Genomic DNA, 25803 nt, shown 5'->3' on the forward strand with positions numbered 1-25803 from the left:
CTCCACCTGTCAAGAGCAGGGCATTTTCCGTGATCGGGTTACTCACTGTTAACAGGACAGCAACATGTTCCTGCGGGTTCGGCGGAAACGATCCGGTCATCCACCCATCACCCGGCCCGCCAGCGGCACGCACCGCCGCGCGCCTCTGCGCCCGCCGGCCGGGTACCCCTTCCGGAGGAAGCGATGCTCCAGCCGCACCAGGGACCGATCGCCGGCGCCCACTACCTGCCGACCACGCCCGACACCTGCCTGTGGGGCCGGCTGCCCAACCGCAGCCACGCCCCGGTGCTGCGGGTCCGCTCCGGTGAGACCGTGACCATCGACACCCTCAGCCACGAAGGCATCCTCGAAGACCAGGGCCGCGACCCGGTCGGCTACCTCAAGCAGTACGACGTACCCGCCGACGGCGTCCTCGCCGACGCCCGCGACCTGGCCGCCTCCGACGTCGCCCACGACTACGACGACGACGGCCCGCACGTGGTCACCGGCCCGATCACCGTCGACGGCGCACAGCCCGGCGACCTGCTCCGGGTCGACGTGCTCAACCTGACGATCCGGGCCCCGTACGGCTTCGTCAGCAGCCGGCACGGCTACGGCGCGCTGCCCGGCGAGTTCCCGCTCACCCCGGTCGACACCGGGCCCGACAGCGACCCGCGCGCCTACGGCAGCGTCTGCCACTTCACCGAGGTCGTCTCCAGCGGCGGCCGGCTGTACGGCGTACTGCCGTTCGGCGCCGGCCGGGCCGCCCGGTTCCCCCTCGCCCCGTTCCTCGGCCTGATGGGCGTCGCCGTCGACACCGACGAGATGGTGCACTCGGTGCCGCCCGGCGGGCACGGCGGCAACCTGGACATCAACGAACTGCAGGTCGGCTCCAGCCTCTACCTGCCGGTGCAGCTGCCCGGTGCCGGCTTCTACGCCGGTGACCCGCACTACGCCCAGGGCGACGGCGAGGTGGCGCTGACCGCCCTGGAGGCGCCGCTGCGGGCCACTCTGCGGCTGAGTGTGATCCCGGCGGCGCAGGCCGCCCTGCTGGTCGGTGCCGGCGAGGCCCCGCTGGCCGAGACCGACACCCACTGGATCCCGGTCGGCCTGGACGCCGACCTGAACGAGGCGATGCGCCGGGCAGTCCGGGCCGCGGTCGACTTCCTGGCCCGCACCCAGGGAATGCCCCGCGACACCGCCCTGGCCTACCTGAGCGCCGCCGCCGACTTCGAGGTCAGTCAGGTCGTCGACGCGGTCAAGGGTGTGCACTGCCTGATCCGCAAGGCCGACTTCCCCGCCCAGATCTGACCCCGCCGCCACATCGCGGCACCTCGGCACTCCGCCGAGCGGCCCCTTCCCAAGATCATGTGAGCGCTATGGACGTCACGATGCGATTGTGGCGTACATAACGCTCACATGATCTTGAGCAACCGCAGTCTGGCAGGATCACCGGGGTGCGTCGAGCGTCAGCACCGCGAGCGGCAGCCAGGTGGTACCGGGGCGACTGCCACCTGCACTCGGTGCGGTCGACCGGCGGTGAGCTGACCCCGGCCCAGCTGACCGCCGCCGCCCGCGCGGCCGGGCTCGACTTCGTCGCCGTCACCGAGCACAACACGACCGATGGGTACGCCGACTGGGTCGACGGCGCCGGCGACCTGCTGGTGATCTGCGGCCAGGAGGTCGTCACCCGTACCGGGCACTGGCTGGCCCTCGGCCTGCCACCCGGGCACCTCGTCGACTGGCGGTACGGCAACGACAACAGCGACGGCGACGACCGGATCGGCCGACAGCTCGACGAAGTGCACCGGGCCGGTGGACTGCGCGTCGCCGGAGTCATCCTCGCGCTGTGCCGACCACCCCGCGCCGACGGGCGGCGGGCCGCCGACGACCGACCGGGTCTGGCCAGCTAGCCGACGGTGAGCACCTCCGCCCGGCGCGGGGCGCTGGCCATCGCGCCGGGCCGGGTCACTGTCACCGCCGCCGCCCGGCTCGCCCAGCGGGCCGCGTCTTCGATCGCCGCACCGTCGAGCAGCGCGTCGGCCAGCGCCGCGCAGAACGTGTCCCCGGCACCGGTGGCGTCCACCGCGTCGACCCGCTCGGCCGGCACCAGATGCTCCCGGTCGGCGGTCACTACCAGGGCACCGTCGACGCCGAGGGTCACCACCACCGGCCCCCGGGTACCCAGCGACCGGGCCATCGTGGCGAGCGCGGCGACATCGCCGGTCCCGCCACCGGCCGGCACGGCCGCACCGGCCAGCGCCGCGAGTTCACCCCGGTTGGGCACCAGCACGTCGACCCGGGCCAGGGTTTCCGCGTCGATCGGCCGGGCCGGGGCCGGGTTCACCACGACCAGGCCGCGGGCGGCGGCCACCACCGCAGCCACCACCGCCGCGTCGACCTCCTGCTGCAGCAGTACGGCCGCAGCGTCGCCGATCAGGTCTGCGTACGGCCGCAGGTGCTCCGGGGCGAGCCACATGTTGGCCCCGGAGCTGACCGCGATGGTGCTGTCGCCGTCGGCGGTGACCAGCACGATCGCCTGCCCGGTGGGGCGGGGTGCGCGCAGCACCGCCGAGGTGTCGACGCCCTCGGCGGCCAGCAGCCCGGTCAGCCACTCCCCCTCGGGGTCTTCGCCGACCGCGCCGACCATGGCCACCGACCGGCCCAGTCGGGCGGCGGCCACCGCCTGGTTGGCGCCCTTGCCGCCACCGGCCCGGGAATGGTCGGCGGCGCTGAGCACCGTCTGCCCGACGGCGGGCAGCTCGTCGAGGGGCACCACCACGTCGACGTTGAGGCTGCCCACCACCACAATGTCAGTCATCGGCTCACCCCTGAGCGGCGGGACGCCAGGCATGCGCCAGGAAGTCGGGGCGCGGCGGGGCGAACACGTCCAGGTTGATGCACGGGCCCTCGGTCGGCTCGATGTAGTGCTCGGCGCCGCGCGGCACCAGCAGCATCGACCCCGGACCCATGTCGTGCGGTACACCGTCGACGTAGTAGTTGCACCGCCCGCCGAGGATCATCACCAGCTGGTCGAAGTCGTCGTGGGTGTGCGGGTTGAGCGCCATGCCGACGGCGAGTTCGTGCCAGGCGAGGACCACCTCGTCGGTGGCGTACACCTTGCGTCGCACGCCGGGGCGCACGTCAGTGGCGGGGATGTCGTCCCAGTTGACCGAGGTGCGGTAGAGCTGCGGGTTCAGCACGTCCGGGCTCCCTTCGAGGGCTGGCTCAATTGTCGGTGGCGAGGTGGCGCAGGCCGGCGCCGAGCAGCTGCAGGTCGGAGCCGGCGACCAGGTAGTTGGCGCCGGTCAGCCCGTACCGGCGCAGAATGCCGTCGGCCCGGCCCGGCGCCCACCCACCCAGGGTGACCCCGGCGACGCGGGCAGCGTCGGCGATCTCACCGACCCGGCGCAGCAGCGGCGCCTGGTCGTCGGTGGTGGCCAGGCCGAGGCTGACGGCCAGGTCGGTGGTGCCGGCGAACGCCACGTCGACGCTGGAGTTGCCGTCCGGGCTGGCAAGCAGGTCGGGTAGCGGGTCGTCGGTGTCGGCGGTCTCGATCTGGGCGACCAGCAGCGGCGGGTCGGCGGCCTCGGCGGCCAGGTAGGCGTCCAGCCCGGCGGCCCCGTAGCTGGCGGCCGGGTGGGCGAGGCTGATGCTGCGCCGGCCGGTCGGCGCGTACCGCACGGCGGTGTGCAGCGCGGCGAGCTGCGCACGGGCGCGGACGGTGGACAGCTGCACCCCGGCGGCTCCGGCCTCCAGCAGCCGGTTGACCTGCGCCGGGTCGACCGCTGCCAGCCGTACCAGGGCCGGCAGGCCGAGCAGTGCGGCGTGCCGCAGCTGCCCGGCGGCGGTCCGCTCGTCCAACCCGGAGTGCTCCAGGTCGACCACGACGAAGTCGAGGCCGGCCTGGGCGGCCAGCTCGACCGCGTCGGTGCCGGGCAGTTTCAGGAAGGTGCCGACCACCCGCCGGCCGCGCCGCAGCCGCTCACGCAGCGCGGCCCGGCCGGTGTGCACCCCGGTGCGCATCGGGTCGGTCCTCAGCTGGCCCGGCCGGCGGCACCGGCCTGGTCGGTGGGCAGGCCGCGCCACGGTACGGTCGGCACCCGCTCGCCGGCCAGCAGCACCACTTCCGGCTCCAGCCGGGGCGCGGTGATCTGGTTGCCGGCCGCGTCGGGCAGCACCGCCTCGTCTGCGTCGGCGAGCACGGTGACGTGCGCCGGGCCGCCTTCGACGAGGCTGCCGTAGCCTTCGGCGTCCAGGCCGGTCAGCCGGGCCGGGGCGCTGGTCACCCGGGGCACGATCTGCTCCATGGTCATGCCCAGCGCGCGTAGCTTGGCCATGCTCGTGACCAGGTCGAACACCGGGCCGCGCCAGTTGCGGGCCGAGGTGTCCGAGGTGATCACGTCGGGGTAGAAGCCCTGCGCGATCGCCGGTTCGGCCACCTTGAAGCTGAGGTTGCTCTTGCCGTGCGCCGACTCGAACAGCACACCGCGCTCACGGGCGGCGTACACCTCGGGCAGCACCGTGCCGTCGGCCAGGATGCCGTACGGCTTGCCGGTGTAGCAGTGCGCGACCACGTCGCCGGGGCGCAGCATCTCCAGTACGGCCGGCAACGGCTCCGGGGTCTCCCCGATGTGGATCATCAGCGGCAGGCCGGCCTCGGCGGACAGCTCCAGCGAACGCTTGAGCAGCGGCCGCCAGTTGTGCCCGACGACGTCCTCGGAGAGCCGGATCTTGAAGCCGCGGACCCGGTGCGGGTTGGCGGCGGCGACCGCGAGCGCGTCCTCGGGGACCAGGGTGTCCGGGTTCATCAGCTCGCCGAACCGGAAGTCGATCAGCCCGAGCACGCTGACGTTGAGGAAGTTGACCAGCCGCAGCTTGGCCGGGGCGGCGACGTACCGCTCGAAGGCGGCGAAGGTGGACGCGCCGACGGTGCCGGCGTCGCAGGCGGCGACGACGCCCCGGTGCAGGTGCGCCTCGTCCGGCGGGGCACCGACCTTGGACACCTCGGCGAAGATGTGGGTGTGTCCCTCGACCAGGCCGGGCAGCACGTACCGGCCGGCGCAGTCGACCACCTCGCGGGCGTCGGCGGCCAGGCCGGGGGCGATCCGGGCGATCCGGGCGATCCGGGCGCCGGTCACCGCGACGTCGGCGACCTGGCTGGCACCGGTGGTGGAGTCGAAGACCTCACCACCGGCCAGCACCAGGTCGTACCGGGGAGCATTCTCAGTCATCGGTCAGCGGACTTTCTGTGCGAAGGAGAGGACGGTGCCACCACGTCGGGGGTGCCGTCGGCGGTTTCGGCGCAGAACCGGGTACGCAGCGGCAGCACCCCGCCGACCGAGACCTCGACCAGGTCACCGGGGCGCAGGAAGCAGCCCCGGTCCTGGCCGGTGCCGGCCGGGGTGCCGGTGAGCACCACGTCGCCCGGTTCCAGCACCACGTACCGGGTGATCCAGGCGAGCAGCTGCGGCACCGGGAAGATCAGGTCGGCGCTGGTGGCCTGCTGGCGTACCTCGCCGTTGACGGTGGTCCGCACCTCGATGGCGTCGCGGTCGGCGACGGCGGCGATGTCCAGCACCGACGTGCCCAGCGCGCCGAAGCCGGGGAAGCTCTTGGCCAGCGTCGGGTTGCCCGACGCGGTCATCACGTCGCGGGCGGTCAGGTCGTTGGCGGCGGTGATGGCCGCGACGTGCGACCAGGCCTGCTCGGCCGGCGTACGGTGCATCCGGGCCCCGATGACCAGCGCGATCTCGCCTTCGTAGTCAGGCTGGGCGCTGATCGAGCTGGGCAGCGCCACGGTGGCGTCCGGACCGGAGCCGGCGCTGGCCGACTTGAGGTAGAGCACCGGTTCGGTGGGCAGTGCCCGGCCGGCGGCGCGGGCCTTGCAGTGGTAGTTGAGGCCGACTCCCCAGACCGCCCGGGTGCTGCCCAGCGGGGCGACCAGCTCAGCGGTGAGGGTGTCCAGCGGCAGCCGCTCACGTGTGGGTGCGGTCGCCGCGGGGTCGAGCCCGGTGCCGGCGCGCAGGAGGTCGGCGACGTCGCGGTACGGCAGGTCGAGCAGTTCGGCGGTGCCGTCGCCACAGATCCGGGCCAGCCCGTGCCGGGTGGCCAGCAGCTGCAGTCCGGGGGCGCTCACGCGGCGTCCGACGAGTGGCCGGGCACGGTGCTCAGCGCCGGGTTGACCAGCGGTGCCAGGTTGTTGACGGCGGCGGCGGCCTCACCGAAGCCGACCGAGATCAGCCGCACCTTGCCCGGGTAGTCGGTGACGTCCCCGGCGGCGTAGACCCGGGGCAGGTTGGTACGCATCGACCGGTCGACGGTGATGTGCCGTTTGGTCATCTCCAGCCCCCACTGCTGCATCGGGCCGAGGTCGGCGATGAAGCCGAGGGCGGCCACCACCGCCTGGGCGGGCAGCTCCTCGCGCCCGTCGCCGCGTACCTCGCTGATCGTGACCGAGGTGAGCTGTGGGTCGCCGGCGATGCCGCTGACCTCGTACGGGGTGACCACCCGCACGCTCGACGCGTGCAGCTGCTCGACGCTGCGTTCGTGGGCGCGGAACTGCGGCCGGCGGTGCACCAGGGTGACGCTGGCGGCGTACGGCTCCAGGGCGAGCGCCCAGTCGACGGCGGAGTCGCCGCCGCCGACCACGACGACCTGCTGTCCGGCGAGTTCCTCCAGCCGGGGCACGAAGTAGCGCAGCCCACGGCCGAGGTAGTCGCTGCCGACCGGCAGCTCGCGCGGGGTGAAGGTGCCGATCCCGGCGGTCAGCAGGACCGCCTTGGCGCGCACCCGGCTGCCGGTGTCGGTGCCGAGCTGCACGTGGTCGGCGGCGTTGGTCAGCTCCACGGCGCTCTCGCCCAGCAGGAAGGTGGGTTTGGCAGTGGCGGCCTGGGTGAGCAGGTCGTCGACGAGCTGCTGGCCTTTGATCGACGGTAGGCCGGCGATGTCGTAGATGTCCTTCTCCGGGTAGAGGGCAGCGATCTGTCCGCCCGGTTCGGGCAGCGAGTCGATGATCGCCACGGTCATCCCACGGAAGCCGGCGTAGTAGGCGGCGTAGAGGCCGGCCGGGCCGGCGCCGATGACAGCCAGGTCGACGTCGTGTTCGGCGGTCATGAGCCGGTGCTCCCGGCGACGGCCGGGTGGTCGCGACCGACCCGGCCGATCTTGCGGGCACCGCCGGGGGCGCCGAGCTCGCTGAAGAACTCGGCGTTGATCGGGCCGAAGTGTGCCTGGTCGGCCGGCAGGTCGTCCAGGTGGAAGATCGAGGTGACCGGGCAGACCGGTTCGCACCGGCCGCACTCGACGCACTCGTCGGGGTTGATGTACATCATCCGGTCGCCCTCGTAGATGCAGTCCACGGGGCATTCCTCGACGCAGGAGCGGTCCTGTACGTCCACGCATTCGTCGGTGACCACGTAGGTCATCGGTCCTCCCGCATCAGTGGGCCTCTTCGCCGTCCTGCTCGCGTCTCGCGCCTCTGCGACCTGCGGTTATCTGGTTGGACAGCGGCGTCGTTGATGTGACGTCACGCTAGAGACCCCACCCTGGCTATGTCAACATGCGAGACGTCATCTTGGATAACTGTCACGGGAGTGATGGGATGAGGCAATGAGCGAGGACCGGATCGTCGACGCCCTGACGGTGCTGACCGCCGGGCCGACCCCGTACGGGCAGGAACTGGCCACCGCCGAGCGGCTGGCCGGCTGGGGCACCAGCCGTTGGCCGGACCTGGCCTGGCGGGTCGACCGGCTGCCGGCGACCGCCGAGATGCCCCGCAGCGCCAATCTCGTCGTCACCGCCGGCCGCGACGTCACCGCCGGCCACAACGTCACCGCCGGCTGCGGCGACGCGCCGGAGCTGCTGATCTGCTCCCACCTCGACACCTCCCTCACCGGTGAGCCGGGCTTCGACGAGCCGATCACCGGCGTGTCCGGTCCGACGGGTGGACTGCGCCGCTCGGCCGGACCGGCCGGCGACGCCCTGGTCGACGGCTTCGGCCTCGGGGTCGCCCGGGCCGCCGCCGCGACCGCGCTGGTCGGTTTCGTCGCCGCCGCCGAGGCGCTGCGGGCGGCCGACCGGCCACACCGGCTGACCCTGCTGCTGGCCGCCACCGGAACCCACCGGTACCACCTGTCGCAACCGCCGGAGACTCCTGCGCGCGTGGTCCGGCAGCAGCCCGGCGGTGTCGCCCGACACCTGGACCGGTACCCACCGCCGGCGGCGGCGGTGCTGGCCAAGTCCAGTCCGCCGGGCGTGCTGACCGCCGAACCTGGCGCCCTCTACCTGCGGGTGCGGCTGACCGGCCGGTTCCATCCGGTGCTGGCCCGCGAGCGCGCGGTGCCGCCCGGCGGTCTGATCACCCATCTCGGTGTGGTGATCGAGGCACTGGAGGCCTTCCGGCGGCGGCACCTGGCCGCCCGCGCCGATCCGACCGCTGCGGTCGGCGCCGAAGTCGGCATCGGTGCGGTACGCGCCGGGCAGCCGGCCAAGCCGGATCTGCTGCCGGGCCGGCTTGACCTGCACCTGTACCTGGTGACGGTGCCCGGTGACGATCCGTCGCGGATCCGCGACGAGGTGCAGGCCGCCGTCACCGCCGCGACCGCCGGCACTCCGCTGGCCGAGTGCCCGGTCTCGGTGGACGGGCAACTGGTCCACCCAGCCGCGGCGACGGCACCGGACGCGCCGATCGCCCGGCACGCGTGCGACGCCTGGACAGCGGCGTACGGCGAACAGGCACCGCCGGTCCTCGGCTGGACCGGTTCGACCGACGGGGTGGTGCTGCGCGGCCGGGGCGTGCCGACGGTACGGCTGGGACCGCCCGGCCGGGGTGCCGATCCCGCTGATCCCCGCCGGGACCGGTACGCGCTGGCCGATCTGCGGATGTTCGCCGGCATCTATGCGGACATCGCGGTACGGCACACCGGCACCATCGACAGCGCAGGGTACCGTATGGCATGATGCTGTCTCACTTTCCGTACGCGTCCCGGCCGCTCGCACCCACCCCCGTCCGGTGCGCACGCCCCGCCGCTTCCGACCAGGAAGCCAGATAAGGAAGCCAGATGGCGGACGACAGCTCTCCCGCCGAGGTGAGCCCCCCGGTGCTCGCCGAGCCGAGCACCCCGGCGATCCAGACCGTGCAGCGCGCCGCGGTGATCCTCAACGCGTTCACCGCAGCCCGACCCCGGCTGAGCCTCAACGAGCTCACCGCCAGCCTCGGCACCAGCAAAGCCACCGCGCACCGCTACACCAAGGCGCTGCGGGAGAGCAACCTGTTGCGCTACGACGAACGTGAGGGCCTCTACTCCCTCGGCCCGCAGATCCTCACCCTGTCCGCCGCCGCCCGTGCCGCCATGCCGGTGATCAGCATCGCCGGCCCGCACATGCAGCAGCTGGTCCGCGAGGTCGACGAGACCGTGGTGCTCAGCGTCTGGGACGGCGACACGGCGGTGGTGGTCCGCGCCGACGACAACACCGACCGGGTGATCCGGGTCAGCGTCCGCACCGGATCCCGGCTGTCGCGCACCGAGTCCGCCCAGGGCCGGGTGTTCTGCGCGTTCCTGCCGGCGGAGGACGTCACCGGGCTGGCCGCCGACCTGGCGGCCTCGGCCGAGCTGCGCCACGAGGTCGACAAGATCCGCCGCACCGGCATCTCCGCCAACACGCCGTCGGTCAACGGGGTACGCAGCATCGCCGCGCCGATCTTCCGGGGCCAGACGCTGATCGCCGCCATGGCGATCGTCGGCACCACCACATCGGTGCCGGAGGGCACCGACAGCCCGCTGGCCACCGCGCTGCAGCGCGCCGCCGCTGTGGTCACCGCCGAACTGGGCAGCGTCGCAGGCAACGGCCACCAGCAGCCGGGCGACACCGGGCGCAACGGCCACCGGCCGGGCGGCAACGGCCGGACCAGCCGGAGTTAACCGGCGATCGCCCCCAACGTCTCGGACAACTCCCCCGCGACCTGCCGCAGCTGGTCCGCCGCCGCGGTCTGCGCCGCACCGGCCAGCGCCACGCTGGTGCCGAGCACCGCGAGCGCGGCCACCACCTGGGTACGCTCGAACACCGGTGCGGCGATCACCCGTACCCCGAAATCCTCCGGTGAGTTGACCGCGACGCCGTCGCGGCGCACCTGCGCGACCACCTCCCGCAGCGCGGCGGACAGCCGCAGCTGCCGGGCCACCACCGGATTCTCGGCGGGCGGCAGGTAGGCGCAGAACACCCGGCCCTGGGCCGAGCGGGTCAGCTCCAACGGCGAGCCGGTACGCACGCTGAGCCGCACGTCACCGCTGGTGTTGTCCATGCACCGGACCACCGTCGGCGCCTCGCCGTTCCAGATGCTCAGCACCGAGGTCTGGTTGGTGTCGCGGGTCAGCCGGTCGAGGTAGGGCTCGGCGACCGTGACGATCGGCAGCGCGGCGCGGGCCGCCGCCTCCATCGCCAGGATCTGCGGGCCGAGCGTGTAGGTGGCGGTGGCGACGTCGAACCGCAGCAGATTGGCGGTGCGCAGCGCCCGCGCGTACCGGTGCGCGGTGGCCCGGCTGATCGCCAGGTCGGCGGTCAGCTCGGCCAGGGTGAGCCGGGGCCGTTCCACGGTGAACGCCCGCAGGATCGTCGCGGCGCGCTGCACCGTCTGGATGGCCGGCCCGTCGCCGGCCACCTCGCTCGTCTCACCCGCCGCCCGACCCGTGACCACCACGGCGCCACTCTACCGAGCCCTACGCCACCGGCGGGATAAGCCGGCCGACGGGACCAGCCAGCCGATAGGGACCAGCCAGCCGACAGGATCAGCCGGCGGCGATCTGTCGGTGCACCTCGGCGCTGTCCCAGTAGTCGACCCGGCGGGCGATCAGCCCGTCGGCGTCCACCTCGAAGCGGAACATGCCCCGGATGCGTACCGGCGCGCGGCCGGCCGACACCAGCCGAAACGACATCCGGTACGCCACCGCCGCCCGGTCGCCCTCGACCAGCAGATCCTCGACCTCGTAGTGCAGGTCGGCGAACTCGGCGAGAAAGCCGTCCAGCCGGGCGCGGTACGCGGCCCGGCCGGTGACGGTTCGGCCGAGCGCCGCGGTGTGCTCGTTGACGAACCCGGGACTGACGCAGCCGGCGACCGCGTCGGCGTCCCGGGCGTTGAGCGCGGCCAGGTACCGCCGCACCGCGTCGCGGGTGCGTCCGCCGGTCAGCTCCCCCACAGCCGCCGTACGGTGTCGAACACCTGCTGGTCGTGGGAGATCTCGATGACGTTGCCGTCCGGGTCCTTCAACGCGCAGATGTAGCCGACCGGCGGCGGCATCTGCCGTGGCTCCCAGTGCAGGCAGCCCATCTCCCGGGCCCGTTCGGCGATCTCGTCGACGTCGGACCGGTTCGGCACCTCGATGCCGATGTGCGCGAACGGGTGCAGCAGCCCCAACTGGCCGCCCTTGTCCTTGTTGAACGAGACCAGCACCAGCACGAACGGCGTCTCGACCTGCTTGTCGTTGGAGAGCCAGACGCTCTCGCCGTCGGCGTCGGCGAAGCGCTCCACCACCACCAGCGGGGTGAGCGAAGTATAGAACGAGATGGCCTTGTCAAGGTCGCCGGTGGGCAGTGCCACGTGCGTCCATCGGGCGTGGGTAAGGCCGGTCGCCACGGGAACCTCCAGTTGCCGAAATGTCTGTTGCAGCGCGTCTACCAGGCTATTCGGCACCGTAGCCGGGATCCATGTGCCGGGGACACAAACCCGGCGATCGGCCTTCGAGCCGCTGCGACGGTGCCGCCGTCGGTGGTCGGCTGACAGGCTGGCGGCGGGAGGTTCTGATGCAGTACCGCAGGCTTGGCGGCACCGGCGTCGAGGTGAGCACGCTATGCCTCGGCACGATGATGTTCGGTGCCTGGGGCAACACCGACGAGCAGGAATGCCGGCGGATCGTCGGGGAGGCGCTCGACGCCGGGATCAACGTCGTGGACACCGCCGACGTGTACGCGCACGGCGAATCCGAGCAGATCCTCGGCCGGGCGCTGCGTGGGCGGCGCGACGACGTCGTGCTGGCCACCAAGTTCCACGAACCGATGGGGGACGACCGCAACCGGCGGGGCAACTCGCGGCGCTGGATCCGTCAGGCGGTCGAAGCCAGCCTGCGCCGGCTCGGCACCGACCGAATCGACCTCTACCAGGTGCACCGGCCCGACCCGGGCACCGACATCGACGAGACCCTCGGTGCGCTGTCCGACCTGGTCCGCGAGGGCAAGGTGCTGATGGTCGGCTCCTCGGCGTTCCCCGCCGAGGAGATCGTCGAGGCGCAGTGGGTCGCCCAGCTGCGGCAACGGGAACGGTTCACCACCGAACAGCTGCCGTACTCAATCATGGCGCGGGGTGTGGAGGCCGGGGTGCTGCCGACCTGCCAGCGGCACCGACTCGGGGTGCTCGCCTTCAGCCCGCTCAACGGCGGCTGGCTGACCGGCAAGTACCGCTCCGCCGAGGTCCCCGCCGACTCACGGGCCGGACGCAACGCCGACCACTTCGACTTCCGCGATACCGCCGCCCGGCAGCGCAAACTCGACATTCTCGGCGAGCTGGAGAAGCTGGCCGCGCAGGCCGGGCTGAGCCTGATCGAGCTGGCCCTCGGTTTCGTACTGAGCCATCCGGCGGTGACCAGCGCCATCGTCGGCCCGCGCACCCTGCCCCAGCTGCGCAGTCAGCTCGGTGCCGGTGAGCTGACCGGGCTACCCGCCGCAGTGCTGGACCGCATCGACGAACTGGTGCCCCCAGGACACAACGTCAACCCGGCCGACGCCGGCTACCGGCCGCCGGCGCTCACCGACCCGGCGCTGCGCCGCCGGGACTGACCGGACCGGCGCTGCACCACCCTGTCCGACCGCCGCCCAGGGCGGCGGAGTCAGGCGGCGCGGACCAGCAGCAGCACCACCGTGACCAGGTAGACCACCGGGATGGCGACGCCCTCGAAGCCGACCCCCCGGCGTTCGCGCAGGAGCAGGCCGGCGGCGAGAGTCACGGTGAGCAGCGTGGTCGACCCGGCGAGGAGCAGACCGGCGGAAGCCGCGTCGGCGTATACCGACCCCGGCCGGTACGCCGCGTCGGCGAGGAAGATCATCAGTGAGTCGAACGCGTTACCGCCGAGAATGTTGCCGATCCCCAGCGTCAACGCCCCGATCCGGACTGCCGCGATCAGGGTGACCAGTTCCGGCAACGACGTGATCGCGGTGGTGACGGTGAACCCGACGAAACCGCTGGGCAGACCCGTCGCCGCGATCACCCCCAGGCCGCCCTGCCCGATGAGGTAGCCGGTGCCGCCGACGGCAGCGGCGAGTGCGGCCAGCCGCCACCACAGTCGGCGGGTGCTGGGCGCACCGTCGGCGTCGCCGTCGGGGTCGTCCGGGACGTCCTGCCGGGTGTCCGAGGTCTGCTCCGCCCGCCACATCGGGTTCTGCCGCAGCCGGCGGACCAGGTGCAGTCCGTACAGGTAGAGGACCGGGATCAGCAGGCTCGCCGGATGCACCCAGCCGAGAGTCAGGCCGGGCGTGGCGTAGGCGACGATCGGCAGGCAGAGCAGCGCCACCAGCACCAGCGCCTGCATGATGTTCTCCAGCGAGGCGGCCGCGTGTTCGATGTTCGACCGCCGGTAGAGCAGATCGGCGATGGCCAGCCAGACCGTCTGTACAGCGATGCCGCCAATCGGGTTGGCGATGGCGAACTGCGCGTCGCCCTGCCAGGCGCCGATCGCGGTGGTGGCGATCCCCGGTAGCGAGGTGACCGCGCCGAGCAGCAGCGCTCCGGCGACGGCCTCGCCCATTCCGGTCCGGTCGGCGAGGGTGTCGGCGGTCGCCGCCAGCGACTTGCCGGCGAAGACGATGACGAGCAGGGCGACCGCGAGCGCAGCGATGCTCGGTGCCAGCGGCCAGGTCGACCCGGTCACCGTCGCCCACCGTCGCCTCGTGACGGATGGCCCGTTGACGGTGGGCACAGCCGAGCCGTCTTCGTCCGTTCAGGTCCCATGACCGACCTCGCTACCCGATCACTGTCACGGCGAATCATCCGCCCGTGATCCGGTCGCCGGATAGCCGGGAGCCGTCGCGGGTATTTGAGCAGGATGTTACTCGACAACCCACATCATCTGTGGCGAGTCACCGCTGTCGGTGTCCTGATCTACGTCCTTCTCGTCGGCGTACTCAGGGCGTCCGGCAAACGGACCCTGCGCTGAGCCGGGCGGTGACGCCGAGCCCGGCGGTGACGCTGAGCCGGGCGCGCCGGTAGTCAGGTAGCCGACTAGGTGGTGCCGCGCTGGAACGGTTTGGCCAGCGCTCTCGGTTCTCGGTGCTGGGTGGCGAAGACCAGCATGGCCAGCAGCGCCAACAGGTACGGCGCGGCGATGAGCAGCTGCGAGTTGATGGTCACCCCGAGCGCCGGCAGCGCCAGCCGCATCGCATCGGCGAGACCGAACACCGCACAGCCGACCATGGTCCGACCGAGCCGCCAGGCACCGAAGATCACCGCGGCGATCACCAGGTAGCCACGACCGGCGGTCATGTTCTGGTTGAACGAGCCGACCTCACCCACCGCCAGGTAGGCACCGCCGAGCCCGGCGAGCAGACCACAGAACAGCAGCGCCTGCCGGCGCCGGTGGTTGACCCGGATCCCGCTGACGTCGGCGGCCTGCGGGTTTTCCCCGACCGCCCGCAGCTCCAGGCCCCACCGGCTGCGCTCCACCAGCCACCAGGTGAGCGGTACCGCGATCAGCAGCAGGTACGCCGGCCAACGCTGTACGAACAGCATCGGTCCGATGATCGGGATGTCGCGCAGCACCGGGATGTCCACCCGCCACACCTGGTGCCCGGTGAAGCTGCTGATGGTGATCAGATAACTGGTCAGGCCGAGCACCAGGGCGTTGAGCACCAGACCGACGACGAACGTGTTGATCTGGGCCCGGTGCGACAGGTTGGCGTGCAGCACGGCGACCAGCACGCCGACGAGGGCACCGGCGGCCAGCCCGATGGTGGCGCTGCCGGTGGCGCTGGCCACGGCGATCGAGCCGAACGCCGCGCCGAGCATCATGCCCTCGACCGAGATGTTCAGCGTGCCGGCGCGCTGCGCCACGTACTCGCCGCAGGCGGCGAAGGCCAACGGGATGGTCAGCCGCGCCCCGCTGGACAGAATGGTGGCGATGTTGTCGGCGGCGCTCATGCCGGCCTGCCTTCCATGGTGGTCTTCTCGCTACCGGTCGACCCGCTACCGGTCGACCCGCTACCGGTCGACCCGCTACCGGCCGCCGCCTCCGGGACGTCGATCGCCGGCACCTCGGTGCCGGGCGCCGCCGGCTCCCCCGTCGACGGGGTCGGGGTCGGCAGGCCACCGGTCGGCGGCGGAGTGCCCGCCGGTTCACCGCCGGCCCGCCGCCGGCGTAGCAGGGCGATCACCGCAGGCGGCGCCACGAACGCCAGCACCAGCAGCGCCTTGACCACGTCGACCAGGAACGACGGCACCCCGGTGGCGGCCAGAAAGCTGGATCCGGCGCGCAGCACGCCGAACAGCACCGCCACCGGAATGGCCAGCAGCGGATTGTTCCGGCCGACCAGGGCGACCAGCAGGCCGTCCCAGCCGAGGTTCAACGACATTCCCGGCTGCAGCCGGTGGCTGCCGATCGGGCTGGTCAGCAGCAGCGCGCCGGCCAGGCCGGCGAAGGCTCCCGAGATGGCCAGCGCCATCCCACCGAGGGCGCCGACCCGGACCCCGGCGTGCTGGGCGGTGACCGGGTTGAGCCCGAGCATCTTGAGCCGGAACCCCCACCGGGTCCGGGTCATCGCCAGGCTGATCGCCACCGCGATCAGGACGGCCAGGATCAGCCCTCCGTTGACCTGCAGGTTCGGGTACTCACCGAGGGAGGCGAGCCGGGCGTTCTCCGGCAGCGGGTTGGACTGTGGCGAGACCACCCCGGTGCCCAGCCGGGACTCCTGCAGCAGCCACGGGGTGTTGACCGCGAACGCCACCAACTGCTGGGCCAGGAAGGTCATCAGCAGCGTGCTGACCACCACGTTGACCCCTCGGAAGCGGTACATCAGCGCGCTCAGCCCGGCCCAGCCGCCGGCGGCGAGCAGCGCCGCGAGCAGCACGACGACCAGCAGCAACGGCCCGGGCAGGGCGAGTCGCAGGCCGACCCAGGCACCGGCCAGCGCCCCGATCAGCACCTGGCCCTCCTGGCCGATGTTGAAGAAGCCGGACCGGGCGCTGACGCAGGCACCGACCGCGACCAGCAGCAGCGGTGCGACGTAGAGCAGCGAGTTGCTCCAGGCTCGCGGGCTGGCCATGCTGCCCTGGTAGAGCGCCTGCACCGAGGCGCTCGGCGAGCCGCCGGTGACCGCGATCAGCAACGCGGACAGACCGAGGGCGACGGCGACCGTCACCACGGTCGCCGCGGTGACCTGCCGGCCGCCGGGGCCGGGGGTGAGCCGGGCCAGCAGCCGCCGGCCGGCCGGGTCCGCACCGGTCAACGTGGCCATCAGTGGCTCACCCCGCCGACCAGCATGCCGAGGCGTTCCGCGGTGGCCTCGGCGGGATCGAGCACGCCGACGATCCGACCCGAGGAGATCACCGCCACCCGGTCGGACAGGGCCATCACCTCTTCGAGTTCGGTGGAGATCAGCAAAACCGCCACCCCTTCCGCGGCGGCCTGCCGCAGCCGCACGTACATGTCTTCGATCGCGCCGACGTCCAGCCCGTGGGTGGGCTGGGCGGCGATCAGCACCCTCGGTCCGGCGGACAACTCCCGGGCCAGCACCACCCGCTGCTGGTTGCCGCCGGACAGGCTGCGCACCGGGGTGTCCGGGGACGGGGCGATGATGTTGAACTCGGTCATCCGCTGCCGGGCGATCTGCTGGATCCGTCGCCGGCTGAGCACCCCGCCGGCGCCGGAGACCCCGGCCAGCGACTTCATCACCAGGTTCTCGGCGATCGTCATGTCCAGCACCACGCCGGACCGGTGCCGGTCCTCGGGCACGATGCCGAGTCCGGCGGTGTGCAGCGCGCCGGCCCGGTCGAGGTCGACCGGCTCGCCACCGATCTCGACCGTGCCGGAGTCGGGCACCAGCAGCCCGGAAAGCAGATCACCGAGGGTGGCCTGGCCATTGCCTTCGACGCCGTACAGGCCGACGATTTCCCCCGGTGCGACGTCGAGGTTGAGGGCGTCGAGAATCCGCAGCTCACCGAGGAGCACGGTGACGTCGCGCAGCCGCAACGCCGGCGGGGAGCCGGCGGCCGGCTGGCCGCTGGCAGACGGCTGGTCGCCTGCTGGCTGGTCGCCGGAACGATCGACCGGCAGCATGCCCAGCGCGGCGCTCTCCGCCCGCAGCGACACCTCCCGACCGACCATCTGCCGGGCCAGCAGCTGCGGGGTGGTCTGCGCGGTCGGCCCGTGGAAGACCACCGCGCCCCGGCGCAGCACGGTGACCCGGTCGGTGGCCGCGATGATCTCGGCCAGCTTGTGGCTGATCAGGATGACCGCCCGGTTCTCCGCCTGCACCACCCGGCGCAGCACGGTGAACAGTTCGGCCGACTCGGCCTGGGTGAGCACCGACGTCGGTTCATCGAGGATCAGCACCGACGGGTCGCGGCGCAGACACTTGATCAGCTCGACCCGCTGCCGTTCCCCGGCGGAGAGCCGGTCCACCCGGGCCATCGGGTCGATCGGCAGGCCGTACCGCTGGGCGACCTGCTCGACCTGGGCGCAGGCCGCGCCCTTGTCGACCCGGCCGCTGTCGCCCATGATCACGTTTTCCCAGACGGTGAGTGGGTCGATCAGGCTGAAGTGCTGGTGCACCATGCCCAGCCCCAGATCGGCCGCCCGCTGCGGAGTGTCGATCTCGACCGGCTCGCCGTCGCGCAGGATGCTGCCGGCGTCCCGGTGCACCAGCCCGAGCAGGATCTTCATCAGGGTCGACTTGCCGGCCCCGTTCTCGCCGAGGAGGCCGTGGATCTCGCCGGGTCGGACGGCGAGATCCACGGCGTCGCAGGCGACGACCGGACCGTAGCGCTTGCTCACTCCGCGCAGGGTGAGCGCCGGCGCCGTGTGGCCGTCGGTGTGCACAGTCCGTTCCACCTCGATAGTCGGGTCAGCAAGTGGTTTCCGATGTGCGGTCGGTGGCGGGTCAGCCGCCGAGCCGCTCCACCTCGGCGGCGGTGTCGATGTTGCCCTCGGCCACGTCGGTGACGAAAGCCTCCATCCGCTCGGTCTGCTCCGCCGTCGGGTCGCAGATCTTGATCGCCGGGTACGGGTCGATACCGATCTGCCACACCTTGGTGGTGCCCATCTCCAGCTCGCCCTCGGCGAACAGGGTCAGCGCGGCGGCGAAGTAGGCACCCGGGTCGAAGATGACCGAGATGTCGAACTCCGGCTCGGTCGAGTCGCACCGGTCGGTGCCCGGGGTCAGGGTGATCGCGCCGCCCTCGTTGGCCAGTTCGGTTGCGGCGTCGGTGGCCCCACCGAGGTACGGGTAGACCACACTGACGCCCTGGTCGATCTGCGCCTGCACGGCCTCCCGGGCCTTTGCGGAGTCGTTGAAGTCACCGGTATAGGTGATCACCAGCTCGGCCTCGGGGACCACCATCCGGATCCCGGCCTTGAAAGCCCGGGCGGCGTTGATCGCGAAGTCGACCTCCATGCCGGTGACGAAGCCGGCCTTGGTGTCACCGTTCTCCTCCATCAGCAGACCGGTGGCGTATCCGGCGGCGAGCATGCTCTGGTTCGGGTCGTCGCTGGAAATGACGATCTCCGGGGTCTGCGGGATGTTCTCCGACGACGGCACGTACCAGGCAACGTTCTCGCAGGCCGGCTCCTCGGAGGCGGGGATGGCGTCCTTGAGCTCGGAAGCGCCCAGCGCCACCATGTCGACGCCCTGCTGGCACAGCGCCCGGGCCGAGCTGAGCGCCTCGGTCGGCGGCACCGAACCCCGCTTGATGACCTCCCAGCCCTGCTCGTTGGCGAACCGCTCGGCTTCGGCGACAAAGCTCTCGTAGTAGCCGTTGTCGTTGATGTCACCGGGGCTGAGCACCCCGATCAGCACCTTGCCGTCGCCGTTGACGTCCGGCTGGCCGGCGATGACGGTGCCGCCGCCCTCGGAGCCGGCGGGGTCCGGCGCGGTGGCGTCGTTGTCGGCGCAGCCGACCAGGGCGAGGCTGACGGCGCCGGCGAGCAGCGCCGCCGCACCCTTTCCGATCCTTATTGTCACAGCTGTTCCTTTCACCTTGGGGGCGTCGCGCCGGCCGGTCCGGTCCGGTGCGCGCGGTACTCGGTCGCCGGCACGACAGGCCAGCGATGCGGGATGTCGATGCCGGCCCGGCGGAGCAGGTCCGCGCCGCGCGACGCGACCTCGGCCCGCAGGGCGTCGACGTCGACGGTGGTGATCCGTCGGTCCCGGACCACCGGCCGGCCGTCGACCAGTACGTCCCGCACGGTGTGGCTGGCCGCGCCCCAGACGAGCTGGGTGGCCAGGTCCCCGCGCGGGGTCCACGCGATGGTGCGGGTGTCCAGTACGACCAGGTCGGCGGCCTTGCCGACCTCGATCGAACCGGTCAGCCACCCCAGCCCGACGGCGTCGGCGCCGTCGACGGTGGCCAGGGCGAAGATCTCGTCGGCGGGCAGCGGCTCGGCCGCGCCACGGTCACGGTCCAGCCCGGCGAAGAGCCGGGCCGCCCGCCACACGTCCGGGGTGTCGCCGGCATTGTGCGAGTCGCAGCCCAACGCCAGCCGGCCACCGGCCCGCCGCAGCTCGGTGTGCCGGCCCGCCCGGGTGAAGCCCTGTCCGAGCCGCAGGTAGGCGCCGGGGCAGGAGGCGACAGAGGCACCGCTGCCGGCGAGCGCGTCGAGCTCGTCGTCATCGAGCCAGACGGCGTGCCCGAGCAGCAGGCGGGGGCCGAGCACACCGAGGTCACGCAGGTGCAACACGGGCCGGGGGCGGCCGGCGACGGCGTACCCGGCCGGGTCCTCGGCGCTGGGCGACAGGTGCCAGGTCATCGGCACGTCGAGTCGCTCGGCCAGCTCGGCGGCGCCGGTGAACAGCTCGTCGCTGACCAGATCGTGGCCGACCAGGGTGACCCAGCCGGTGACCAGCCGGTCGCCGGCCAGCGCGGTGACCGTCTCAGCCTGGGCGGCGAGGGTCTCGCCGGCCGGCATCGAGTACGGGGCATCGGCGGTGTCCCAGCCCCAGCGGCCGACCCGGCCCCGGATGCCGGCGGCGCGCAGCCCGGCAGCGACCCGCAGCGGATGCGCCACGGTGCCCGGTTCGAGCAGGGTGGTGACGCCGTAGCTGAGCGCCTCGACGGCGGTGAGGGTGGCCGAAAGTTCGTCGTCGTCGCCGGTGACGGCGGCGTGCAGCGGCACGATCCAGTCGAAGATCGCCTGCTGGGCGGGGACGTCGTCGGGGATGCTGCTGCGGATCAGCGGGTCGGCGGTGGTGTGCTGGTGGGCGTTGACCAGGCCGGGGACGACCAGGCAGCCGGCCGCGTCGAGCTCCGGGGTGTGCGGGTACGCGACCCGCAGCGCACCGGTCGGGCCGATGTCGGCGATCCGGCCGTCGACCACCGCGATCGCACCGCCGGTGACCACCTCCCGGCCGGGGGCCATGGTGACGATGTCGGCGTCGACGACCAGCAGGTCGGCGCGGGCGGTGCCGGGTCCGGAGTCGGCGGTCGGGGCCGCGAGCGTGGTCATGGCCGGATCAGGATCTTGCCGACGAGGTCACCGGACTCCAGCCGGGCGTACGCCGCAGGCAGGTCGGCGAGCGGATATTCGGCTCCTCGGACCGCCCGCAGCCCGCCAGCGAAGTACGCATCGAGCATGGCGGCGAAGTCGGCCGGGGCGTACGCGCCGGCGCCGAGCAGGCGCAGACCCTGGTGGTACACCTGGGCCAGCGACAGACTGACCTGGTCGCCGCTGGTGTTGCCGAGCAGCACCAGCCGGCCGCCGGTGCGCAGGCTGGCCAGGGAGCTGTGCCAGGTGGCCGCACCGACGTGGTCCAGCACCAGGTCGGCGCCGTGCCCGCCGGTGTGCTCCCGGACCCCGGCGGCGGTCCGGTCGTCCAGGTCGAGCGCCACGTCGGCGCCGAGGGAGACGGCTGCGGCCCGTTTGGCTTCGCTGCGGGCCACCGCGATCACCCAGGCGCCGCGGGCGCGGGCGAGCTGGATGGCGGCGATGCTGACCGCGCTGGTGGCTGCCTGGATCACCACGGATTCGCCGGGGTGCAGGGTGCCGACCCGGTGCAGGGCGTGCCAGGCGACGCTCCAGGCGGTGGGCAGTGCGGCGGCGTCGGCGAGGTCGACGTGGTCGGGGACCCGGTGGGCCACGGCGGCCGGTACGGCGACGTACTCGGCGAAGCCGCCGGGTCGGTTGCCGCCGACGACGCGCAGCGTTCGGCAGTAGCCGGGGTTGCCGCCGACGCAGGCGGCGCAGTGCCCGCAGCCGATGGTGGGGTCGAGCACGACCCGGTCGCCGGTGCGCAGCGTGCCGACCTCGGCACCGGTGGCGACCACCTGCCCGGCGACGTCCATGCCGGCGACGTGCGGCAGCGTGAAGCCGGGGAGCAGGCCGGGCCCGCGCAGCTGGAGCAGGTCGAGACGGTTCAGCGCGGCGGCGGTGACGCCGACGACGACGTCGGCCGGGCCGGGCTCGGGGTCCGGCAGGGCGCGCGGCCGTACGACTTCGGGGCCACCGAAGTCGGTCTGAACCATCGCCCGCACCCTTACCTCCACCGGTCTACCAAACAATATGCCGTCTTGCATTGTGATCCGTGCTGCTTAGCGACGTACTCTGCCTGCGCTCCGGCAACCTGTCAACGCCTCGACCGAAACTGGCTCAGCTACGTAACGTGCCCGTGATCCAGGCCGGCACAACCGGGCGGAAGTCGCCATCGACCTGCGGTTATCCGCCGTCTGCGACGACGATCAGCAGCTCCCGCGCGACCAGCGCGGTACGCAGCACCGCAGCAGTCGACGGATGCAAAGGATCCACCCCCAGTAGCCGCTTGATCAGACCCACCCGGTAGCCGACGGAGTTACGGTGCAGATGTAGTTGTTCACTCACAGCTTGCCTGCTCCCACCGGTCGCCAGCCAGTGGTCCAGGGTGCGGAGCAGGTCGTCGCGCTGCGCGATCGGCCCCAGGTGCCGGTCCACGTACCAGCGCAGCCGGTCCGGCGGCACGGCCAGCAGCAGCTGCGCCAGACCAGCCCGCTCGAACGGCAGCTCGGCCGGCTCCGCAGCCGCCGGACTGTTGCGCAGCAGCAGCCGCAGCAGCAGCCGGGCGTCCCGGAACGAGTCCGGGGTCGCGGCCGGGCCGGTCACCGACCGGCCGCCGGCCACCCGGACCTGGCCGGCACCGACGATCTGTTCCAACCGGCCGCGCAGCCGGACCACCTCCCGCTCGGCGTCACCCTGCAGCAGGGTCCAGCCCAGCCCTCCGTCGGCCAGCACCGGCCGGTCCAGCCAGGTCAACGCGGACGCCCACCGGCGCCGCTGGGTGCCGGTGTAGCCGAGCGCCACGGCCGCGTGCGGTTGGTCCAGCCGCCACCGGTACGCCGCCGCGGCCCGCACCAGGTCCGCCTGGCCGGCCGGGGACCGGTCACCGGTGCCGTCGCGCAGCGCCCGCAGCAGCCCGTCAGCGCCCACCGGCGGTGGCGGCTGCGGCGGCTCCCGACGTACCGCCTCGATGAGCAGTGCGGTGACCGCGGCCCGGGCGTAGTCGAGCTGGCCGGCCCCGACCGGCTCGGCCAGCAGCAGGGCACCGAGCCGACGGCTGCCGGACCCGACCGGCACCGACCGGCCGAGCCAGCCGTCGACGCAGCGCACCCGGTCGCCGCGTAGCTCGACCGGGTCGGCGACCGCGCTGCCGCTGGTGCTGTCGCTGGTGGCCAGCAGCTCGCCGGTCTCGGCGACCAGCCGGCAGTCCCGGCCGATGGCCTCGGCCAGCCGGGCCAGCAGCACCGGCCAGCCAGCACCGCCGAACGCGAGGTCGGTCAGCCACTGGGCGAACTGGGCCGGCGTCGGTTCGGCAGCCACGGCCAGCCGGGGCCGGACGGCCGGCACCGGACGGTCGGCCGCCCCGGTCACGTCGGCGATCGATCGAGCAGCCGGACCGCGACGGCCTTCTCCTGGGTGTACTCGCGCAGCGCCGCGTACCCGCCGCCCCGGCTGAACCCACTCTCCTTCTGCATGTTGAACGGGAACCCGATCACCCCGGCGTCGTGGAACTGGTTGACCGCCACCTGACCGCTGCGGGCCTGGCCGGCCACCCGCAACGCCCGGGACACGTCGGAGGTCCAGACGCAGGTGAGCAGGCCGAAGTCGGTGCCGTTCATGATCGACACCGCTTCCTCGGTGCTCCGAAACCCCTGCACGGCCAGGACCGGGCCGAAAATCTCCTCGCGAGCCAGCCGCATCGTCTCGTCGACGCCGTCGAACACGGTCGGGGCCACGTACCAGCCGTCGCCGAACGCGGCCGTGGCCGGCTCCCCGCCGGTGACCAGCCGCGCCCCGGAGCCCGGCGCCTCGGCCAGGAACCCCCGGACCCGCTCGTACTGGGCCTGGCTGACCAGTGGGCCCATGTCCAGGTCCTGTTCCCACGACCCGACCCGGACCTCGGCCATCGCGGCGGCCACCCGCTCGACCACCTCCGCCCGGATCGACTCCTCGACCACCAGCCGGGAGCCGGCGTAGCAGTTCTGGCCGGCGTTCTCGGTGATCGAGGCGACGATCGCCGGTACGGCGGTGTCCAGGTCCGCGTCGGCGAAGACCACGTTCGGCGACTTGCCGCCGAGTTCGAGTTTCACCGGGACCAGGTGCTCGGCGGCGGCCCGCATCACCGCCCGGCCGGTGACGGTCGAACCGACGAAACTGATGTGGTCGACGTCTGGATGGCCGGTCAGCGCCACGCCGGCCTCCGGGCCGAGCCCGGTCACCACGTTGAGCACCCCGGGCGGCAGCCCGGCCCGCCGGGCCAGCTCGGCCAGGGCGAACGGGGCGAGCGGGGCGATCTCGGACGGCTTGAGCACCACGGTGTTGCCGGCGGCCAGCGCCGGGGCGACGTTCGCGGCGGTGAGCACGGCCGGCACGTTCCACGGGATCACCACCGCGCAGACGCCGTACGGCTCCGGGCGGGTGTAACCGAAGTAGTCAGGGGTACGGGTGGGCAGGGTGACCCCGGTCAGCTTGTCGGCCGCGCCGGCGAAGTAGTCGACGATGCCCTGCGCGATGTAGATGTTGAGCCGGCCGCCGGAGCGGGGTTTGCCCACGTCACGGGCCTCATAGACGGCAAGTTCCTCGACGTGGGCGGCGATCAGGTCGACCCACCGGCGCAACGCCGCGCCGCGTTCGCTCGACGAGGTCGCGGCCCAGCCGGGGGCGGCCCGGCGGGCGGCGGCGACGGCACGGTCCACGTCGACGGCGCGGGCCCGGGCGACCGGCTGGATGCTCTGCCGGGTCGCCGGGTCGAGCACCGGAAGTTCGCCACCGTCGGCGGCTGCCTCCCAGGCACCGTCGATCAGCTGGCGGGCAGCGGGAATGTCCAGGTCAGCCATGGTGGAATCCTTGACCCTCCATGTTCCGCATGTCAAGATGCAGTCTCGCTTCGTGAGTACACCGGGAGGATTTGCGTGCGGGTCACGGCGGCGGTACTGGACAGCGCGGGTGGACCGTTCACCCTGCAGGAGCTCGACCTGGCCGGACCCGGCCCGGACGAGGTGCTGGTACGCGTACACAGCGTCGGTATCTGCGGCACCGACCTGGAGTTCGCCAACTTCTTCCCCACCCCGGCGGTGCTCGGCCACGAGGGTGCCGGCGTGGTCGAGCAGGTCGGCGAGCGGGTCACCGGTGTCTCGGCCGGCGACCACGTGGCGATGAGCTTCACCTCGTGCGGCACCTGCCCGCTCTGTCTGACCGGCAGCCCGGCGTACTGCCGCAGCTTCGACGCGGTCAACTTCGCCGGCCGCCGCCCGGACGGCAGCAGCGCGCTGTCGCGCGACGGCGAACCGGTCAACGGGCACTTTCTCGGCCAGTCGTCGTTCGCCAGCCACGTGGTCGCCCCGGCCCGCGCCGTGGTGCCGATCAGCAAGGAGATCGACCTGCGGCTGGTCGGGCCGTTCGGCTGCGGCTTCGGCACCGGGGCCGGCGCGGTGCTCAAGGTGCTCCGCCCGCCGGTCGGGTCGTCGATCGTCGTCTTCGGTGCCGGCTCGGTCGGCGTGGCGGCGATCCTCGCCGCCCGGATCGCCGGCTGCACCACGATCGCCGCGGTCGACGTCAACGCCGACAAGCTGGACACGGCCCGGCTGCTCGGCGCCACCCACGGCGTCGACTCGCGCACCGGGGACGCGAAGGAGCTGCTCGCCGCGATCGCCCCGCACGGATTCGACTTCGCGATCGACGCCACCGGGCGCGAGGAGGTGCTGCGGACCGCGGTCGAGTCGCTCGGCCCGCTGGGTCGGTGCGGCGTCGTCGGGGTCGGCCCCAGCGAGCGGATGAGCTTCGACTGGCGCAGCATCCTCAACGGGCGCAGCGTCACCGGGATCATCGGCGGCGCCAGCCTGCCCCAGGTGTTCCTGCCGAAGTTGCTGGACCTGCACACCGCCGGCCGCTTCCCGGTGGACCGGCTGCTCAGCTACTACCCGTTCGAGCAGATCAACGAGGCGGTGGCGGCGGTACGCTCCGGCACCGTCGGCAAGGCCGTCCTGACGCTCTGACCCGAGCGTGTCCCATTGCGAAACGTTGTCTCGCCATGTGAGTGGGATTACCCTCGGCTCCAGACACCCAGTGGCGCGGCTGGGAAACACCGCGCGGCAGTCAGCACATG

25 protein-coding genes are annotated in these 25803 nt (G+C 72.6%); 6 read left to right on the plus strand and 19 right to left on the minus strand.

Translation table 11 applies throughout. The annotated features are described in order from the left end of the window. The first annotated feature begins 183 nt into the window (after window positions 1-183). Entirely contained in the window at window positions 184-1290 is a 1107-nt protein-coding gene (locus O7610_RS13505; RefSeq protein WP_289213425.1) for an acetamidase/formamidase family protein, read from the plus strand. Window positions 1291-1436: 146 nt separating this feature from the next. Next, window positions 1437-1892 carry a CehA/McbA family metallohydrolase gene (locus O7610_RS13510; RefSeq protein ID WP_348650050.1) on the plus strand — a complete coding sequence of 152 codons (456 nt, stop codon included), beginning with the start codon at window positions 1437-1439 and terminating at the stop codon, window positions 1890-1892. Here O7610_RS13510 and O7610_RS13515 read toward each other — a convergent pair. Genes O7610_RS13515 through fdxA form a run of 7 tightly spaced genes read right to left on the minus strand, consistent with a single transcriptional unit; the run spans window position 1889 to window position 7406 of the window. Further along, the gene (locus O7610_RS13515) at window positions 1889-2800 is read right to left on the minus strand and encodes a ribokinase (RefSeq protein ID WP_289213426.1); all 912 of its coding nucleotides are present in this window, start codon (window positions 2798-2800) and stop codon (window positions 1889-1891) included. The genes O7610_RS13510 and O7610_RS13515 overlap by 4 nt on opposite strands. Before the next feature lie 4 nt (window positions 2801-2804). Next, window positions 2805-3182, minus strand: coding sequence for a cupin domain-containing protein (locus tag O7610_RS13520; RefSeq protein ID WP_289213427.1), 378 nt, complete (start codon window positions 3180-3182; stop codon window positions 2805-2807). Between the two features lie 25 nt (window positions 3183-3207). Further along, complete coding sequence (locus O7610_RS13525) at window positions 3208-4005, minus strand: HpcH/HpaI aldolase family protein (RefSeq protein ID WP_281551089.1); 798 nt, start codon at window positions 4003-4005, stop codon at window positions 3208-3210. 11 nt (window positions 4006-4016) lie between these two features. Beyond that, complete coding sequence (locus tag O7610_RS13530; protein ID WP_289213428.1) at window positions 4017-5213, minus strand: amidohydrolase family protein; 1197 nt, start codon at window positions 5211-5213, stop codon at window positions 4017-4019. Continuing rightward, on the minus strand, window positions 5210-6118 hold the full coding sequence (locus tag O7610_RS13535) for a fumarylacetoacetate hydrolase family protein (protein WP_281551091.1): 909 nt from the start codon (window positions 6116-6118) through the stop codon (window positions 5210-5212). Before O7610_RS13535 ends, O7610_RS13530 begins: the two co-directional genes overlap by 4 nt. Then, window positions 6115-7095, minus strand: coding sequence for an NAD(P)/FAD-dependent oxidoreductase (locus O7610_RS13540; protein ID WP_281551092.1), 981 nt, complete (start codon window positions 7093-7095; stop codon window positions 6115-6117). The genes O7610_RS13535 and O7610_RS13540 overlap by 4 nt, the downstream gene beginning before the upstream one ends. Then, a complete protein-coding gene (gene fdxA / locus O7610_RS13545) occupies window positions 7092-7406 on the minus strand; it encodes a ferredoxin (RefSeq protein ID WP_278170791.1) in 315 nt (104 codons plus the stop codon). Before fdxA ends, O7610_RS13540 begins: the two co-directional genes overlap by 4 nt. 184 nt (window positions 7407-7590) lie before the next feature. On the opposite strand from fdxA, the gene O7610_RS13550 reads away from it, so the two are divergent. Together O7610_RS13550 and O7610_RS13555 are read left to right on the plus strand one after the other, a co-directional pair. Next, window positions 7591-8940 carry a hypothetical protein gene (locus O7610_RS13550; RefSeq protein WP_289213429.1) on the plus strand — a complete coding sequence of 450 codons (1350 nt, stop codon included), beginning with the start codon at window positions 7591-7593 and terminating at the stop codon, window positions 8938-8940. Window positions 8941-9041: 101 nt separating this feature from the next. Beyond that, on the plus strand, window positions 9042-9902 hold the full coding sequence (locus tag O7610_RS13555; RefSeq protein ID WP_281551094.1) for an IclR family transcriptional regulator: 861 nt from the start codon (window positions 9042-9044) through the stop codon (window positions 9900-9902). Here the strand turns inward: O7610_RS13555 and O7610_RS13560 are convergent. From O7610_RS13560 to O7610_RS13570, 3 genes are all read right to left on the minus strand, one after another. After that, complete coding sequence (locus O7610_RS13560) at window positions 9899-10678, minus strand: IclR family transcriptional regulator (protein ID WP_289213430.1); 780 nt, start codon at window positions 10676-10678, stop codon at window positions 9899-9901. The genes O7610_RS13555 and O7610_RS13560 overlap by 4 nt on opposite strands. 88 nt (window positions 10679-10766) lie before the next feature. Then, window positions 10767-11174 (minus strand): nuclear transport factor 2 family protein, encoded by a 408-nt coding sequence (locus tag O7610_RS13565; protein WP_281551096.1) that lies wholly within the window; start codon window positions 11172-11174, stop codon window positions 10767-10769. After that, the gene (locus O7610_RS13570) at window positions 11162-11611 is read right to left on the minus strand and encodes a VOC family protein (protein ID WP_278170800.1); all 450 of its coding nucleotides are present in this window, start codon (window positions 11609-11611) and stop codon (window positions 11162-11164) included. Before O7610_RS13570 ends, O7610_RS13565 begins: the two co-directional genes overlap by 13 nt. A gap of 167 nt (window positions 11612-11778) precedes the next feature. On the opposite strand from O7610_RS13570, the gene O7610_RS13575 reads away from it, so the two are divergent. Continuing rightward, window positions 11779-12807: an aldo/keto reductase gene (locus O7610_RS13575; protein WP_289213431.1), complete on the plus strand. Its 1029-nt coding sequence runs from the start codon at window positions 11779-11781 to the stop codon at window positions 12805-12807. A 50-nt stretch (window positions 12808-12857) separates the two neighbouring features. On the opposite strand, the gene O7610_RS13580 is transcribed toward O7610_RS13575, so the two are convergent. The 9 genes from O7610_RS13580 to O7610_RS13620 form a co-directional block, all read right to left on the minus strand. Beyond that, window positions 12858-13895, minus strand: a complete 1038-nt coding sequence (locus tag O7610_RS13580; RefSeq protein WP_281551098.1) for a sodium:calcium antiporter — start codon at window positions 13893-13895, stop codon at window positions 12858-12860. 350 nt (window positions 13896-14245) lie between these two features. Next, window positions 14246-15160: an ABC transporter permease gene (locus tag O7610_RS13585; protein WP_281551099.1), complete on the minus strand. Its 915-nt coding sequence runs from the start codon at window positions 15158-15160 to the stop codon at window positions 14246-14248. After that, entirely contained in the window at window positions 15157-16473 is a 1317-nt protein-coding gene (locus O7610_RS13590; RefSeq protein WP_289213432.1) for an ABC transporter permease, read from the minus strand. Before O7610_RS13590 ends, O7610_RS13585 begins: the two co-directional genes overlap by 4 nt. Beyond that, window positions 16473-18068 (minus strand): ABC transporter ATP-binding protein, encoded by a 1596-nt coding sequence (locus O7610_RS13595; RefSeq protein WP_281551101.1) that lies wholly within the window; start codon window positions 18066-18068, stop codon window positions 16473-16475. Before O7610_RS13595 ends, O7610_RS13590 begins: the two co-directional genes overlap by 1 nt. Before the next feature lie 49 nt (window positions 18069-18117). After that, complete coding sequence (locus O7610_RS13600; protein WP_233606006.1) at window positions 18118-19197, minus strand: BMP family ABC transporter substrate-binding protein; 1080 nt, start codon at window positions 19195-19197, stop codon at window positions 18118-18120. Between the two features lie 11 nt (window positions 19198-19208). Beyond that, window positions 19209-20678, minus strand: coding sequence for an amidohydrolase family protein (locus O7610_RS13605; RefSeq protein WP_289213433.1), 1470 nt, complete (start codon window positions 20676-20678; stop codon window positions 19209-19211). Next, complete coding sequence (locus O7610_RS13610) at window positions 20675-21694, minus strand: zinc-binding dehydrogenase (RefSeq protein WP_289213434.1); 1020 nt, start codon at window positions 21692-21694, stop codon at window positions 20675-20677. The genes O7610_RS13605 and O7610_RS13610 overlap by 4 nt, the downstream gene beginning before the upstream one ends. A gap of 190 nt (window positions 21695-21884) precedes the next feature. Then, a complete protein-coding gene (locus O7610_RS13615) occupies window positions 21885-23069 on the minus strand; it encodes a PucR family transcriptional regulator (protein ID WP_281551104.1) in 1185 nt (394 codons plus the stop codon). Next, on the minus strand, window positions 23066-24535 hold the full coding sequence (locus O7610_RS13620) for an aldehyde dehydrogenase family protein (RefSeq protein ID WP_289213435.1): 1470 nt from the start codon (window positions 24533-24535) through the stop codon (window positions 23066-23068). The genes O7610_RS13615 and O7610_RS13620 overlap by 4 nt, the downstream gene beginning before the upstream one ends. Window positions 24536-24610: 75 nt before the next feature. On the opposite strand from O7610_RS13620, the gene O7610_RS13625 reads away from it, so the two are divergent. Beyond that, on the plus strand, window positions 24611-25693 hold the full coding sequence (locus O7610_RS13625) for an NAD(P)-dependent alcohol dehydrogenase (RefSeq protein WP_281551106.1): 1083 nt from the start codon (window positions 24611-24613) through the stop codon (window positions 25691-25693). Window positions 25694-25803 lie beyond the last annotated feature (110 nt).

The sequence above is a fragment of the Solwaraspora sp. WMMA2065 genome, from assembly GCF_030345075.1.
Lineage (GTDB): Bacteria > Actinomycetota > Actinomycetes > Mycobacteriales > Micromonosporaceae > Micromonospora_E.